Origin of the sequence: Kineococcus haloalkalitolerans, assembly GCF_050871905.1 — a bacterium.
Classification (GTDB): domain Bacteria; phylum Actinomycetota; class Actinomycetes; order Actinomycetales; family Kineococcaceae; genus Kineococcus.
On the sequence record NZ_JBJLSH010000016.1, the window covers coordinates 1 to 14965 of the forward strand.

Annotated in this window: 15 protein-coding genes; 8 read left to right on the forward strand and 7 right to left on the reverse strand. The window is 76.4% G+C overall.

The window, feature by feature from the left end:
- Positions 1–133: 133 nt before the first annotated feature.
- Positions 134–802 (reverse strand): peptide-methionine (S)-S-oxide reductase MsrA, encoded by a 669-nt coding sequence (msrA, locus tag ACRYMY_RS08205; protein ID WP_432546840.1) that lies wholly within the window; start codon positions 800–802, stop codon positions 134–136.
- 95 nt (positions 803–897) lie between these two features.
- Between msrA and ACRYMY_RS08210 the strand changes: the two genes are divergently transcribed.
- Positions 898–2076 (forward strand): cystathionine gamma-synthase, encoded by a 1179-nt coding sequence (locus ACRYMY_RS08210; protein ID WP_432546776.1) that lies wholly within the window; start codon positions 898–900, stop codon positions 2074–2076.
- A gap of 360 nt (positions 2077–2436) precedes the next feature.
- The gene (locus ACRYMY_RS08215) at positions 2437–3615 is read left to right on the forward strand and encodes a serine hydrolase domain-containing protein (RefSeq protein ID WP_432546777.1); all 1179 of its coding nucleotides are present in this window, start codon (positions 2437–2439) and stop codon (positions 3613–3615) included.
- Between the two features lie 24 nt (positions 3616–3639).
- Here ACRYMY_RS08215 and ACRYMY_RS08220 read toward each other — a convergent pair whose 3' ends face one another.
- Positions 3640–5679: a vWA domain-containing protein gene (locus tag ACRYMY_RS08220; RefSeq protein ID WP_432546778.1), complete on the reverse strand. Its 2040-nt coding sequence runs from the start codon at positions 5677–5679 to the stop codon at positions 3640–3642.
- A gap of 187 nt (positions 5680–5866) precedes the next feature.
- Between ACRYMY_RS08220 and ACRYMY_RS08225 the strand changes: the two genes are divergently transcribed.
- From ACRYMY_RS08225 to ACRYMY_RS08235, 3 genes are read left to right on the forward strand one after another with little or no spacing between them, the layout of a single operon-like run.
- Positions 5867–7420: a CoA-acylating methylmalonate-semialdehyde dehydrogenase gene (locus ACRYMY_RS08225; protein WP_432546779.1), complete on the forward strand. Its 1554-nt coding sequence runs from the start codon at positions 5867–5869 to the stop codon at positions 7418–7420.
- Between the two features lie 58 nt (positions 7421–7478).
- Positions 7479–8075, forward strand: coding sequence for a DUF1802 family protein (locus ACRYMY_RS08230; RefSeq protein ID WP_432546780.1), 597 nt, complete (start codon positions 7479–7481; stop codon positions 8073–8075).
- 4 nt (positions 8076–8079) lie between these two features.
- The gene (locus ACRYMY_RS08235) at positions 8080–8223 is read left to right on the forward strand and encodes a hypothetical protein (protein WP_432546781.1); all 144 of its coding nucleotides are present in this window, start codon (positions 8080–8082) and stop codon (positions 8221–8223) included.
- Here ACRYMY_RS08235 and ACRYMY_RS08240 read toward each other — a convergent pair.
- The 3 genes from ACRYMY_RS08240 to ACRYMY_RS08250 form a co-directional block, all read right to left on the reverse strand.
- Positions 8211–9641, reverse strand: a complete 1431-nt coding sequence (locus tag ACRYMY_RS08240) for a magnesium chelatase (RefSeq protein WP_432546782.1) — start codon at positions 9639–9641, stop codon at positions 8211–8213. The two genes, ACRYMY_RS08235 and ACRYMY_RS08240, sit on opposite strands and share 13 nt — an antisense overlap.
- A gap of 71 nt (positions 9642–9712) precedes the next feature.
- Positions 9713–10210: a transcription elongation factor GreA gene (gene greA / locus ACRYMY_RS08245; RefSeq protein ID WP_432546783.1), complete on the reverse strand. Its 498-nt coding sequence runs from the start codon at positions 10208–10210 to the stop codon at positions 9713–9715.
- 222 nt (positions 10211–10432) lie between these two features.
- The gene (locus ACRYMY_RS08250) at positions 10433–10885 is read right to left on the reverse strand and encodes a DUF4307 domain-containing protein (protein WP_432546784.1); all 453 of its coding nucleotides are present in this window, start codon (positions 10883–10885) and stop codon (positions 10433–10435) included.
- Positions 10886–11002: 117 nt separating this feature from the next.
- Here ACRYMY_RS08250 and mca point away from each other — a divergent pair, with 117 nt between their 5' ends.
- Both mca and ACRYMY_RS08260 read left to right on the forward strand, forming a co-directional pair.
- Positions 11003–11893, forward strand: coding sequence for a mycothiol conjugate amidase Mca (gene mca, locus ACRYMY_RS08255; RefSeq protein ID WP_432546785.1), 891 nt, complete (start codon positions 11003–11005; stop codon positions 11891–11893).
- Positions 11890–12204 carry a hypothetical protein gene (locus ACRYMY_RS08260; RefSeq protein ID WP_432546786.1) on the forward strand — a complete coding sequence of 105 codons (315 nt, stop codon included), beginning with the start codon at positions 11890–11892 and terminating at the stop codon, positions 12202–12204. The genes mca and ACRYMY_RS08260 overlap by 4 nt, the downstream gene beginning before the upstream one ends.
- A 6-nt stretch (positions 12205–12210) precedes the next feature.
- Here ACRYMY_RS08260 and ACRYMY_RS08265 read toward each other — a convergent pair whose 3' ends face one another.
- Entirely contained in the window at positions 12211–13212 is a 1002-nt protein-coding gene (locus ACRYMY_RS08265) for a Gfo/Idh/MocA family protein (protein WP_432546787.1), read from the reverse strand.
- Between the two features lie 50 nt (positions 13213–13262).
- A complete protein-coding gene (trhA, locus tag ACRYMY_RS08270; RefSeq protein WP_432546788.1) occupies positions 13263–13958 on the reverse strand; it encodes a PAQR family membrane homeostasis protein TrhA in 696 nt (231 codons plus the stop codon).
- 177 nt (positions 13959–14135) lie between these two features.
- Here trhA and ACRYMY_RS08275 point away from each other — a divergent pair, with 177 nt between their 5' ends.
- A complete protein-coding gene (locus tag ACRYMY_RS08275; protein WP_432546789.1) occupies positions 14136–14897 on the forward strand; it encodes an isoprenyl transferase in 762 nt (253 codons plus the stop codon).
- Positions 14898–14965 lie beyond the last annotated feature (68 nt).

Genomic DNA, 14965 nt, shown 5'->3' on the forward strand with positions numbered 1-14965 from the left:
GCCCCGCCCCCCCCCCCCCCCCCCCCCCCCACCCCCCCCCCCCCCCCCCCCCCCCCCCCCCCCCCCCCCCCCCCCCCCCCCCCCCCCACCCCGCGTCCGGCGGCCCGCAGCACCGCAGGGGCCGCCGTCGTGCTCACGCCCCGCCGGCCACGAGGCCGATCTGGCAGGTCAGCCCGTTGGGGCCGTGGTTGCAGTACCCGCCGGGGACCTTGTGCAGGTACTGCTGGTGGTGCTCCTCGGCGTACCAGAACGGGCCGGCGTCGGCCGCGGAGCGGACCTCCGTGGTGATCGTGCCGTGCCCGTGCGCGGTCAGCTCGCGCTGGAAGGTCTCGCGCGTGGTGCGCGCGGCCTCGGCCTGCGCCGCGGTCGTCGTGTACACGGCCGAGCGGTACTCGGTGCCGCGGTCGTTGCCCTGGCGGAAGCCCTGCGTGGGGTCGTGGTTCTCCCAGAACACCTTCAGCAGCTGCTCGGGGGTGGTCCGCGCGGGGTCGTAGGCCACGAGGACGGTCTCGGCGTGCCCGGTCATCCCGGTCACCGACTCCTCGTAGGTGGGGTTCTCGGTGAACCCGCCCTGGTACCCGGCGGCCGTGGTGACGACGCCCGGCTGCTGCCAGAAGATGCGCTCCGCGCCCCAGAAGCAGCCCATGGCGAACGAGATCACCTCGGTCCCCTCGGGCCACGGCCCCTCCAGCGGGGTGCCCAGGACGGCGTGCTCGCGGGGGACCGGGAACGGGCGGGTGCTGCGCCCGGCCAGCGCCTCCTCGCGCGTCACCATGCGGGTCTTGTACGGGTTGCCGAACATGCGGCCGATCGACACGGGGTCTCCTCCCTGCGGGTACCCGCTGCAACCGCGCCGGGGCCCCGGACCTTCCCGCCCGCGCCCTTAGGCTCTCGGGCGTGACCAACCAGCTGCCCGGCTTCTCCACCCGCGCCCTGCACGCCGGCCAGGAGGCCGACCCGGCGACCGGGGCCGTGGTGACGCCGATCTACCAGACGTCCACCTACAAGCAGGACGGCGTCGGCGGGATGCGCACCGGCCTCGGCACCGGCTACGAGTACTCCCGCTCCGGCAACCCCACCCGCACCTCCCTGGAGGTGCAGTTCGCCTCCCTGGAGCAGGGCGACGACGCCTACGCGTTCGCCTCCGGCCTGGCCGCCGAGGACGCCGTGCTGCGCGCCCTGCTCCTGCCGGGCGACCACGTCGTCTTCCCGGACGACGCCTACGGCGGCACCTACCGGCTGGTGAAGAAGGTCTTCGAGCCGTGGGGCGTGGAGCACACCCCCGTGGACCTGGGCGACCTGGACGCGGTGCGCGCGGCGGTGCGCCCCGGCAGCACCCGGCTGGTGTGGCTGGAGACGCCCACCAACCCGCTGCTGACGATCGGCGACATCGCCGCCATCGCCGAGATCGCCCACGAGGCCGGCGCGCTGCTGGTGGTGGACAACACCTTCGCCTCCCCGTACCTGCAGACCCCGCTGCTGCTGGGCGCCGACCTCGTCGTGCACTCCACCACCAAGTACGCCGGCGGCCACTCCGACGTGGTGGGCGGGGTCGTCGTCGTCCGCGACGGCGACGACGGCCGCGGCGGCACCCTCACCGCCCGCATCGGCTTCCACCAGAACGCGATGGGCGCGGTGCCCGGCGCCTTCGACTCCTGGCTGGTCCAGCGCGGGCTGAAGACGCTCGCGGTGCGGATGGAGCGGCACTGCGACAACGCCGAGCGCGTCGTGGAGTTCCTGCAGTCGCACCCGCGGGTGACGAAGGTGCTGTACCCGGGGCTGCCGGAGTTCCGCAACCACGACGTCGCCGCGAAGCAGATGCGCCGGTTCGGCGGGATGATCTCCTTCCGAACCGCGAGCGTCGAGGACGCGCTGAGCGTGTGCAAGGGGACCGAGCTGTTCACCCTGGCCGAGTCGCTGGGCGGCGTGGAGTCCCTCGTCGAGCACCCCGGGAAGATGACCCACGCCTCCGTGGCCGGCTCGCTGCTGGAGGTCCCCGACGACCTCGTGCGGCTGTCCGTCGGGCTGGAGGACGCCGACGACCTGATCGCCGACCTGGCCTCCGCGCTGGGCTGACGGGCAGCGCCTCTCGGGCGTGGTCGGGTGGGGGCCGGTGGCGGGCGCTCCGCCCGGCTCTCCGCTCGCCGCCCGGCTCTCCGCCCGCCGCCGGGCGCGTCGCCGCGGCCGGGTGCTGCGGGCGGGCTCCGGACGCCGGCCTGCGCACCCGCCACCGGCCCGTCGTGCCGCGCCGACCCCACCCACCACCGTGATCTTGCTGGGAGACCCTGCAAGAACACGGCGGGAGGAGGGGTGGGGGGGAGGGGTCCGGGGGTGGGGCAGGCCCCACCGCGAGGACGCGGGGCAGCACCCTGGGACGCGGCCGTGCGCGGTGGTCGGCTGGAGCTCGTGAGAACCCACCGAGCCCCGGAGGCCCCCGTGACCGTCACCACCACCGCCCCCGCGTCCCGCCGCGCCGTGCTCGGCGCTCTCGGCGGTGCGCTGCTGACCGGTGGTGCCGCGAGCGCCGCGCACGCCACCCCCGCGACGCCCGCGGCCCGGCGCCGCCGCCCCCACCCCCTGCAGGAGCACCTGGACCACCTCGTGCACGAGGTCGGCTTCCCCTCCGCGCTGGCCGCCGTGCGCGACGCCGACGGCCGCACCCGCGACCTGACCGCGACCCGTGTCGGCCCCGTGCCCGCCGACGGGCGGGTGCGCGCCGGCAGCAACACCAAGACGTTCGTGGCCGTCCTCCTGCTGCAGCTGGCCGCCGAGGGCCGCCTGGACCTCGACGGGCCCGTCGAGGAGCACCTGCCGGGGGTGCTGCGCGGCCCCGGCGGCGACGGGCGCGCGGTGACCGTCCGCCAGGTGCTCCAGCACACCGGGGGCGTGCCCAACTACACCGCCCACTTCGGCACGACCGACTGGACGCTCCTGCGCGACCGCTACTACGAGCCCCGCGAGCTGCTGGACCTGGTGCGCGACGTGCCCGCCACGGCCGTCCCGGGCGAGCGCTGGGAGTACAGCAACACCGGCTACGTCGTCGCCGGGCTGATCGCCCAGCGCGTCGCGGGCCTGCCGCTGGCCGAGCTCGTGCGCGCCCGGATCGCCGAGCCCCTCGGCCTGCGCGCGACGTTCTTCCCGCACCCCGGCGAGCAGGGCTACCGCGGCCCGCACCCGCGCGCCCACCACCGCGACTCCTCCGCGCTGCCGTGGCAGGACATGACGTCCTTGGACCCGTCCTGGGGCTGGGCCGCGGGCGCCCTCGTCACCACCCCGGCCGAGCTGAACACCTTCACCCTGGCGCTCCTGCGCGGGGACCTGCTGCCGCCGGCGCAGCTGGAGCAGCTGCGCGCCACCGTGCCCTCGCCCGAGGACCCGTGGCCGGGCACCCGCTACGGCCTGGGGCTGTCCAGCTCGCCGCTGCCGGACGGCGCGCTGCTGTGGGGGCACGGCGGGGACATCCCCGGGTTCGAGACGCGCGGCGGCGCCACCGAGGACGGGCGCGCCGTGCAGGTGGCGGTCACGGCGCTGCCCACGGCCGTGGCCGCCGACGAGGCCGGGGCGCTCGCGGCGATGGGCGCCGTGCTCGACGTGGTCCGGGCCGCCTTCGCCTGACCAGCGGTGCGGGTGCGGGGGCGGTCAGGACGCGCGCCGCCCGCCCCCGCCCCGCGCGCCCGCCGTCCGCGAGCGCAGGTAGTCGTCGACGACGAACTGGCCCAGCCGCTCCGGGCTGGGGGTCAGCACCCGGCCGCCGTTGCGGCGCGCGACCGCGTCGACGAACCGCCGCAGCCCGGGGTCGTCGCCCAGCATGAACAGGTTGATCGTCGCCCCGAACCGCGTCAGCCGGTCCACCTCGGCGACGGTGGCGCGGATCGTGGCGGGAGTGGGGGGCCACTGGAACACGGCCTCCGGCGTCCCGCCGGAGTCGTCGAGGTGGGCGGTGGGCTCGCCGTCGGTGATGACGAGGACCACGGGCTCGGCGTCGGGGTGCCGGCGCAGGTGGCGGCGGGCGATGCTCAGCGCGTGCTGCAGGTTCGTGCCCTGCACGAAGTCCGGTTCCACCTGCGCCAGCTCGCCCAGCGTCATCGGCTGCGCGTGCAGGCCGAAGCCGACGACCTGCAGGGCGTCGCCGGGGAACTTCGTGGCGATGAGGTGCGACAGCGCCAGCGCCGTCTCCTTCATCGGCCCCCAGCGGCCCTCGGCCGCCATGGAGAACGACAGGTCCACGCACAGCGCGACGGCCGCCGAGGCGCGCCGCTCCGTCTCGACGACCTCGAAGTCCTCCCACGACAGGCGCACCGGCCCGGGACCCGTGGAGGCGGTGCGGCGCACCGCGTTGGAGACGGTGCGCACGACGTCCAGCGGCTGCTCGTCCCCGAACGCCCAGCGCCGCGTGGCGCCCGTGGGCTCGCCGCCGGCACCCGCGTCGCGGTTCTCGTGGTCGCCGCGGCCGCCGGTGTCCACCCGCTGCAGCACCTCGCGCAGGGCGGTCTGGCCGAGCCGGCGCAGCGCCTTGGGGGACAGGACGAGCCCGTCCGGCGATCGGGACAGCCAGCCCTGGCGCTGCAGCTCGCGCTCCAGCTCGCGCAGGCGCTGCAGGTCGTCGGCGGCGCCGCGGCCCAGCTGGCGCTCCAGCGCGTCGACGTCCACGTCGTCCAGGGTGGCGCCGGGGTTGTCCTGGCCGAGGGCGTCGACGAGGTCGTCCAGCTCGGACAGGTCCTGCAGCGCGTCGGCGGCCTCCCCGTAGCCGAGCGGTTCGGCGCCCTGCGCGCCGCGGACCCGCTCGCCGCGGCTGAAGTCCAGGTCGGGGCGCAGCGCGCGCAGGTTGTCCGACAGCTGCGCCATCTGCGCCTGCAGGTCGACGTCGTCGCCGAAGGCGGCGTCGACGAGCTGCTGCAGCTCCTCGCGCTGCTGCGGCGACAGCGAGCGCATCAGCCGCGAGGCCGCCGCCGCGCGCCGGGCCAGGGTGTCGACGAGGTCGTCGAGGTCGCGCACGTCCTCGGCGTCGGGGCCGAGGGCGTCGCGGTGGCGGTCGAGGAACCGCTGGAAGTCCTCCTCGGTGTCCTCGCCGCGGGCCTTCTCGCCCAGCAGGTCGTTGAGGTCGGCCAGCATGTCCTTCAGCGCCTGCGCCGCCTCGCCGGCGCCGCCTCCCTGCAGGGCCTGCTTCATGCCGCGGAACTGCTGGTCGACGACGTCGCCGCGCAGCCCGTCGAGCAGCTGCCGGTAGGCCTCGCGGGCCCGGTCGCTGGCCCAGTCGTAGTCCTCCAGCTCGCGCACGGCCTGCGCGGTGGAGCGGGGCAGGGCGTCCAGCCGCGTCTCGGCGAAGCGGGCGTCGTCGCCCTCGCGCCCGGCCAGCTCCTCGCGCTCGGCGGCCAGGGCCTGGTCGAGCTGGGCGCGGGCCCGGGTCAGGGCGCCGTCGAGGTCGCCGCGGCGGGCGGCCTCGCGGCGCAGCCGGGCGGCGCGCGCCCGCAGCTGGTCCAGGCCGGAGCCGCCGTCGGGCCCGCGGTGCAGGAGGTCGCGCAGGGCCTCGCGCAGCGACCCGCCGCGCAGCACCTCGCGCCCCACCTGGTCCAGCGCCCCGCGCACGTCGTACGGCGGGGCCAGCGGGTCGGCGCCCCCGGACCACTCGCCGTAGCGGTAGCGCTCCAGCCGGCGCCTGCGTCCTCCTGCCTCGGCCACGCCGCGACGCTACGTCCGCCGCGGGCGGGGCGCCACGGCTCGGCGCGCACCGGACGAGGAGGACGCCTGGATCTGATGACAGTTTGTCTGGACAAAGTGGGGTCGGGCGGTGGCATGATGGGCGCGCCCGGCGGCCGGGCGGCCCGCCCGCCCCGCGCCCGCGCCGAAGACGCCCGAGGAGGCTCCGTTGACCACCACCACCGCCAGCTCCACCGCCGCCGCTGGCACGGCCGACCTGCCCGTCGTGGCGCACTGGATCGCCGGTGCGCCCACGAGCGGTGCCGGCCAGCGGCGCGGTGACGTGTACGACCCGGCCACCGGGAAGGTGACCAAGCAGGTCGCGCTGGCCGAGCAGCAGGACGTCCAGGACGCGGTGGCCGCCGCGAAGGCGGCCTTCCCCTCCTGGCGCGACACCTCCCTGGCCCGGCGCACCGCCGTCCTGTTCGCCTTCCGCGAGCTGCTGAACGCCCGCAAGGGCGAACTGGCCGAGATCATCACCGCCGAGCACGGCAAGGTCGTCTCCGACGCGCTGGGAGAGGTCAGCCGCGGGCAGGAGGTCGTGGAGCTGGCCTGCGGCATCAACCACCTGCTCAAGGGCGGCATGAGCGAGAACGCCTCGACCAAGGTCGACGTCTACTCGATCCGCCAGCCGCTGGGCGTGGTCTCGATCATCTCCCCGTTCAACTTCCCCGCGATGGTCCCGATGTGGTTCTTCCCCCTCGCCATCGCCGCCGGCAACACCGTGGTCCTCAAGCCCAGCGAGAAGGACCCCTCCGCGGCGCTGTTCATCGCCCAGCTGTGGAAGGACGCCGGCCTGCCCGACGGCGTCTTCAACGTCCTGCACGGCGACAAGGTCGCCGTCGACGGCCTGCTGAGGCACCCCGACGTGGCGTCCGTGTCGTTCGTCGGCTCGACCCCCATCGCGAAGTACGTGTACGAGACCGGCACCGCGCACGGCAAGCGCGTGCAGGCCCTGGGCGGGGCCAAGAACCACATGCTCGTGCTGCCCGACGCCGACCTGGACCTGGCCGCCGACGCCGCCGTCAACGCCGGTTTCGGCTCCGCCGGCGAGCGCTGCATGGCCGTCTCGGCCCTGGTCGCCGTCGACTCGATCGCCGACGAGCTCATCGCCAAGATCTCCGAGCGGGTCGCGACCCTGCGCACCGGCGACGGGCGCAAGGGCGCCGACATGGGCCCGCTGGTCACCGGCGCGCACCGCGACAAGGTCGCCGGCTACGTCGACGCCGGCGTCGCCGAGGGCGCCGAGCTGGTCATCGACGGCCGCCAGGTCGTGCCCGACGCGCAGGACGACCAGGCCGCCGCCGACGGGTTCTGGCTGGGCCCCACCCTGTTCGACAAGGTCGGCACCGGCATGTCGATCTACACCGAGGAGATCTTCGGGCCCGTCCTGTCGGTGCTGCGCGTGTCCGGCTACGACGAGGGCCTGGACCTCATCAACGCCAACCGGTACGGCAACGGCGTGGCCATCTTCACCAACGACGGCGGCGCGGCCCGCAAGTTCCGCAACGAGGTGCAGGTCGGCATGATCGGCGTCAACGTCCCGGTCCCGGTGCCGGTGGCCTACTACTCCTTCGGCGGCTGGAAGCAGTCCCTGTTCGGCGACACCCACGCCCACGGCACCGAGGGCGTGCACTTCTTCACCCGCGGCAAGGTCGTCACCGAGCGCTGGCTGGACCCCTCCCACGGCGGCCTGAACCTCGGCTTCCCCCAGAACGACTGACCCCGCCCGCGCGCCGCGGGGGTGGTGGGCCGCGCCGCCGACCGGTCATGCTGACCGCGTGACGACGTCCACCACCCCCGCCGCCACCACCTCCGTCGCGACCGTGCCCGCGCTGAAGGAGTGGGGTGCCGTCGCGCACGCCCTGCTGGAGGGCCGCCAGGCGCTGCTGCTGCGCAAGGGCGGCGTCGGCGAGAAGCGGTTCGCCGTCGGCGCGGACCGCTTCCTGCTCTTCCCGACCGTCGCGCACAGCCACGCCGAGGCGGTGCGCCCCGAGCACCACGACCTGCTCGCGCGCGGTGCGGCGGACGTGGCCGACGACGCCGTGGTCGTGCGCGCGCTCCTGGAGGTCGTCGAGGTGGTGCCGGTGACCCGTCCGGAGCGGGTCGGGGAGCTGGCGGACCTGCACGTGTGGACGACGGACTCGGTGCGCCGCAGCCGCGTGGACTTCCGCCCGCGGCACCTGCTGACCGCGCTGGTGGTGCGGTCCGCGCCGCTGCTGGAGCCGCTGCACCTGCCGCGCCGGCCCGAGCAGGTCGGCTGCTTCAGCTGGCTGGACCTGCCGCTGGACCCCGGCGCCACGGCCGCCGGCGCGCCCGCGCGCACCGACGAGGACCTGCGGGAGGTCGCCGCCGCCGTCCGCGCCCGGGTGAGCTGACGGCGTGACCGGTCCGCAGGACGTGGACGGCGCGGGGGAGGGGCGGGTGGACCTGCTGACCCGCTGCGCACGGCTCGTGCGCGCGCTCGACGACCGCTCCCCGCGCTGGCGCGGCGAGCCCGCGGAGGACCGGCGTCAGCTGCCGTAGACGGTCCGCCCGTCCTCCAGCGTCACCTTGTCCAGCCGGCGGGTCAGGTGCAGCGCCTCCAGCACGAACTCCACCCCGGACGCCGCGCGGCCCGGCGACGGGTCGTCGCCCAGGCCCAGGCGGTCCAGGACGCGCCCCAGGCCGGGGACGGTGCCGACCTGGCGCAGCAGCTCCTCGGCGGGCACCAGGTCGCCGGTCTCGATGGTGCGCCCCTCGGTGACGAGCTCGGCGAACCCGGACAGCTCCGCCCCGCCCAGGCGGGCGCGGTACGTCTCGGCGACGGCCGTGCGCAGCAGGTGCTCCAGCACCTCCACCTCGCGGCCCTCCTCGCCCTGCTCGAACTCCACCTTGCCGCCCAGCACCGTGACGACGGTGTGCAGGTCGCCCACCCGCGCGACCGGGTCGTGCTGCTCCCCGGACAGCGCGTGCCGGCGCAGCGCCGCCGCCGCGACCGTCTCGGCCGCCGCGATGGAGAAGCGGGCCGAGACCCCGGAGGCGGGGTCGACGGCCGGCGACTCGCGCACCGCCCGGGTGAAGCGGGCGACGACCTCCAGCAGGTGCTCGGGCACCTCGGCGACGGTGTCCGCCTCCTGCCGCACCAGGTCGACCTCCAGGTCGACCTCCAGCGGGTAGTGGGTGCGCACCTCCGCCCCGAAGCGGTCCTTCAGCGGGGAGATGATCCGCCCGCGGTTGGTGTAGTCCTCCGGGTTGGCGCTGGCCACCAGCAGCAGGTCCAGCGGCAGGCGCAGCTGGTACCCGCGGACCTGGATGTCGCGCTCCTCCAGGACGTTCAGCAGCGCCACCTGGATGCGCTCGGCCAGGTCCGGCAGCTCGTTGACGGCGAAGACCCCGCGGTTGGTGCGCGGGACCAGCCCGAAGTGGATGGTCTCCGGGTCGCCCAGCGCGCGGCCCTCGGCGACCTTGACGGGGTCCACGTCGCCGATGAGGTCGCCGACGGAGGTGTCGGGGGTGGCGAGCTTCTCGCCGTAGCGCAGCGAGCGGTGCAGCCACTCCACCGGCAGGTCGTCGCCCTCAGCCAGGACCCGCCGCCGCGAGGCGGGGGTCAGCGGGGCGTACGGGTGCTCGTTGAGCTCGCTGCCGGCGATGACGGGCGTCCACTCGTCGAGCAGGCCGACCAGGGAGCGCAGCAGGCGCGTCTTGCCCTGGCCGCGCTCGCCGAGCAGCACGACGTCGTGCCCGGCGAGCAGGGCGCGCTCCAGCTCGGGGGCCACGGTGTCCTCGTAGCCGACGACGCCGGGGAAGCGGTCCTCGCCGGCGCGCATGCGCGCCAGCAGGTTGCGCCGCAGCTCCTCCTTCACGGCGACGTGCTCGTGGCCGGAGGCGCGCAGCGCGCCGAGGGTGCGGGGGAGGTCGTCGGGAGCGTCGAGGGGCAGCGGGAGGCTCGCGCTGGTCGTCACCGGGGCAACCTACGTCCGGCGGCGCCCGCCCGCGCCCGGTGGAGCCGGGCGCGGCCGGACGGGCCGCGGGGTCAGCCGGTGAACGGCTCGACGGAGAGCACCTTGACGGGCACGCTGCGGCCGTTGGGCGCGGTGTAGGCGACCTCGTCGCCGGGCTTGCGGCCGATGACGGCCGCACCCAGCGGGGACCTCTCGCTGTAGACGTCCAGGCCGGCGCCGTCACCGACCTCGCGGCTGCCCAGCAGGAAGCGCACCTCCTCGCCGGCCAGCTCGACGGTCACGACGGAGCCGAGGACGACCTCGCCGCCGGCGGCGGGGGCGGCCTCGCCGACCTGCGCCGTCTCGAGCAGGTGGCGCAGCTGGCGGATGCGCAGCTCCTGCTTGCCCTGCTCCTCCTTGGCGGCGTGGTAGCCCGCGTTCTCCTTGAGGTCGCCCTCCTCGCGGGCCTGCTCGATGCGGCGGGCGAGCTCGGTGCGGCCCTCACCGGACAGGTGGTCGTACTCGGCCTTGAGCCGGTCGAAGGCGTCCTGGGTCAGCCAGGTGCCGCTGCCGGTGGTCGTCTCGCTCACGATGACTCCTCGAAACCTCGTGGCCCGGCTCACCCGGGTGGTGAGCGGTCCGTGGTGCACACAGGTGCTGGACGAACGGGCGGCACCGCGGGTGCCGCCGGGTGAAAAGCGGAGTCGCCCGGCCCCGCGGCAGCGGGAGCGAGCGACTCGGAACGACCCACGGTAGCCGCATCCGCGGCCGGTCTCCACCTGACGGCCGGGACGCGCGGAGGAGGGGACGGCTCAGTCCGCGGCCACGCACGACTCCACGCCGACCGTCACGGCGCGCTCGACGGTGCGCACCGTCGTGGTCAGCTCGACGGTGCGCCCGCCGCCCGGCGGCACCTGGACCTCGACGAGGCCCACCTCGGTGTTGCGGTCGTTGGCGGCGCTGACGGCGCAGGTCACGGCGGTGCCGGGGTCGCGGGTGACGGCGAAGCGCAGCTCGGCGGTGGAGTCGTCCACGACGCGGTGGGCCACCTCCGTGGCCGCCGGCCCGCGCGTCTGCACCACCGCCGCCCACGCCATCCAGGCGAGCAGGGCGAGCGCCCCCAGGACCGCGCCCGCCAGCGGCAGGGGACGGCGCCACCAGGGGCGGGCACCCGGCCGGCGGCGGCCGTAGCGCTCGGCCAGCAGGTCCGCGTCGGTGCCCGCGCGCGTGCCGCCGGTCCGCCCGGTCCCGTCCTCGCCGCTCACGACCCCGCCCTCCCGCCCCGTCCACGCCCGCCCGGCGCGGCGCGCCGCGGGGCATCGGTGAAGATGTACCCCGATCGTCGCACCCGTCGGCGACGAGCCAGGAAGAGGGGAGCACCGGTGGCGGAGAGCCTGCGGCTGATGGCCGTGCACGCCCACCCGGACGACGAGTCCAGCAAGGGCGCCGCCTCGACGGCGCGGTACGCGGCCGAGGGCGTGGAGGTGCTCGTCGTCTCCTGCACGGGCGGTGAGCGCGGCGACGTGCTCAACCCCCGCCTGCAGGGCGACCCGCGGATGCTGCGCGACATGGCCGAGTACCGCCGCCGCGAGATGGCCGAGGCGGCCCGGGTCCTGGGCGTGCAGCACCGCTGGCTGGGCTACGTCGACTCGGGCCTGCCGGAGGGCGACCCGCTGCCGCCGCTGCCGGCGGGCTGCTTCGCGCTGGAGCCGCTGGAGTTCACGGTGGACGCCCTCACCCACGTGGTGCGCGAGTTCCGCCCGCACGTGATGACCACCTACGACGAGTCCGGCGGGTACCCGCACCCGGACCACGTCATGTGCCACCGCGTCTCGCGCGAGGCGTTCGACGCGGCCGCCGACCCCGACCGTTTCCCGGCCGCGGGCCCGGCGTGGCGCACGTCGAAGCTCTACTACCACGCGGGCTTCTCGGTCGCCCGGATCCGCACGTTCCACGAGGCGCTGCTGGCGCGCGGGCTGGAGTCCCCGTACGAGGAGTGGATCGCGCGCATCGAGGCCAGCGACGGCCCGCCGCGCACCGAGCTGGAGATCACCACCCGGGTGGAGTGCGCCGAGTACTTCCCCGTGCGCGACCGGGCGCTGCTGGCGCACGCCACGCAGATCGACCCCGACGGCTTCTTCTTCGGCGTGCCGCTGGAGCTGCAGCAGGAGCTGTGGCCGACGGAGGACTACCACCTGGCGCTCTCGCACGTGCCGACCGAGCTGCCCGAGGACGACCTGTTCGCCGGGCTGCGGGCGCAGGTGCCCGCGTGAGCGCGACCGGACTGGCCGGACTGGCCGCGCTGGTCGCGGCCTCGCCCTCGCCGTCGCCGAGCGACCCGGCGGCCACCCTCGACCCGGACCTCGTCACCCCGGGCCTGTGGGGCTTCGCGTCGCTGTTCGTGCTGGCGCTGGCGGTCTACCTCATCGGCCGGGGCATGGCCCGGCGCGTGCAGCGGGTCAACCAGCGGGCGCGCGTGGAGGCCGAGGAGCGCGCCCGCGAGGAGCGTGCGCGCGCCGCGGCCCGCGGCGAGGAGCCGGGCCCCGACGCGCACGACGGGCCGGGGGACGCTCCGCGCCCCTGAGCGTCCTCAGCGGCCGGCGCTCCCGGCGACGGCGGTCGTGCGCCCGGCGGCCGGGCGCGCCAGGTGCTCCTCGGCGGCGGCCAGGACGGCCACCACGTCCCGCGCCCAGGTCACGTCCAGCGGGTGCGCCCGCTCCTCGGCGGCGCTCGCGCGCAGGGCGTCCACGGCGCGCGCGAACCCCTCCTGCGGCGTGCCGGTGAAGCGCGGCAGGTCGTGCCGGCCGCCGGGCCCCCACACGGTCGCGGAGGAGCCGCCGGCGCCCGCGGGCGCGGTGAGGGTCAGCGACAGCGCGCTCGCCGCGCCGGAGGCGTGCTCGCAGGCGACGACGACGGCGTCGCGCACCCCGCGCCCGCCGCCGACGCGCGCCACGGGCCCGAGCAGCGGCAGCAGCACCGACAGGGCGTGCGGGCCGGTGTCCCACAGCCCGCCGCGCTCGCGGCGCCACGCCGAGGCGGCGTAGGGGTTGCCGGGCACGTCGATCGTCCCGGCCCAGCGGGCCAGCGCCCCCTCCCACGGTCCGTGCTCGGCCGCCAGGGCGGCCAGCCGCGCCAGCCAGTCCGTCACCTCCGGCTGGAACAGGTACGTCATGTACGACACCGACGCCACGCCCGCCGCCCGCGCGGCGGCGACGACCTCGTCGGCGGCCGCGACGTCCAGCGCCAGCGGCTTGTCCAGCAGCAGGTGCCGGCCGGCCCGGGCGGCGCGCACCGCGACGGCGGCCTGCACGTGCGGCGGCAGGGCCAGCGTCACGGCGTCCACGTCGGCCAGCAGGGCGTCGAGGTCGTCGGTGCCGCGCACCGCCCCGCCCGCCCCGCCCAGCGACGCCGCCGCCTCGCGCGCCCGCCCCGCGTCGCGGCCCCAGAACCCGACGAGCTCGACGTCCGGGTGCGCGGCCAGCGCCGCGCCGTGGCAGGTGCGGGCCCAGTGGCCCGTGCCGAGCACGGCGAAGCGGCGCGGGGGCGTGCGGGGGGCCGGGCGGGCGGCGGGGACGTCGGGTGCGGCGGTCACGGGCGCAGCCTGCCGCACCGCCCGCTCACCGGGGCGGGCCGGGCGCGGGGTCAGGCGCCGTGCCGGACGGTCGCCAGGGCGATGGCCGCGTAGTGCGCGGCGAAGGCGACCACGGTGAAGGCGTGGAAGACCTCGTGGAAGCCGAACCAGCGCGGGCTGGGGTCGGGGCGCTTGGTGGCGTACGCGAGGGCGCCGAGGGTGTAGAGCAGGCCGCCGACGACGACGAGGACGGCGACGGCGGTGCCGCCGCCGCGGGCGAAGTCGCCCAGGTAGCCCACGGCCACCCAGCCCAGGGCCACGTAGACGGGCGTGTACAGCCAGCGCGGGGCGCCGACCCAGAGCACCCGGAAGGCCACCCCGGCCAGCGCCCCGGCCCACACCAGCACCAGCAGGGTCCGGGCCCGGTCCGCCTCGAGCGTGGCCACCGCCAGCGGCGTGTAGGTGCCGGCGATGATGAGGAAGATGTTGCTGTGGTCCAGCCGCCGCAGGACGGCGCTCGCGCGGGGGGTCCAGCTGCCGCGGTGGTACAGGGCGCTGGTGCCGAACAGCAGGGCCGCGGTGACGGCGAAGACGGCGGCGGCCGCGCGCGTCGCGGCCGTGGGCGCCAGCGCGACGAGGACCGCCCCGGCGACGAGCGCGGCGGGGAACGTGCCGGCGTGCAGCCAGCCCCGCAGGCGGGGCTTGACCGCGGCCTCGAGGCGGTCGCCGAGGCCCCGGACGGCGTCCGCGACGGGTTCGTGCGTCATCCCGCGAGCCTACGTTACGCAACCGTAGGTTCTGGCCCGCGCGGCCACCGGAGGCCCCCCGGACGGGGGACGGGGCGCCGCGCGCGGGCCCTCGTGCGCGGGTCCGGGGGAGACCCCGTGCAGGTGCGCCGCGACGGTGCGCCGGGGCAGCGATCGGCGGTTGTACCGTGAGCGCCGATGGCCCTCCGCGATCTGCTCTACGGCGCGTACGGGCGGCGGCTCGAGCGGTCGCTGGACCAGACGGCCCTGCCCCGGCACGTGGGCATCATCGTCGACGGCAACCGCCGGTGGGCCAAGGCGTTCGGCGCCTCCACGGCGCACGGCCACCGCGCCGGCGCGGACAAGCTCATCGAGGTCATGGGCTGGTGCGCCGACGAGGGCATCGAGGTCGTCACCCTCTACCTGCTGAGCACCGACAACCTGGCCCGCCCGGCCGCCGAGCTGGCCCCCCTCATCGACATCGTCGAGGACGCCGTCGCCCGCGTGGCCGCCACGCAGCACTGGCGCGTGCACCCGGTGGGCGCCCTGGACCTGCTGCCGGAGGCGACCGCCGGGCGGCTGCGCGAGCTGGCCGAGCGCACGGCCGGGGTGAGCACCGGCGTCGTCAACGTCGCCATCGGCTACGGCGGCCGCCGCGAGATCGCCGACGCGGTGCGCTCGCTGCTGCGCGAGCACGCCGCGAAGGGCACGACGCTGGAGGAGCTGGCGGAGGTGCTCGACGTCGAGCACATCGCGGCCCACCTGTACACCAAGGGCCAGCCCGACCCCGACCTCGTCATCCGGACCTCGGGCGAGCAGCGGCTGTCGGGTTTCCTGCTGTGGCAGACCGCGCACTCGGAGTTCTACTTCTGCGAGGTCCTGTGGCCGGACTTCCGCAAGGTGGACTTCCTGCGGGCGCTGCGCGCCTACGCCGCCCGCGAGCGCCGCTTCGGCGCGTAGGCGCACCGCGCACCGCGCACCGCCGGCCGGTCGGGCGCCGGCCCCCCGCCGCTCACCGGCAGGTGCTG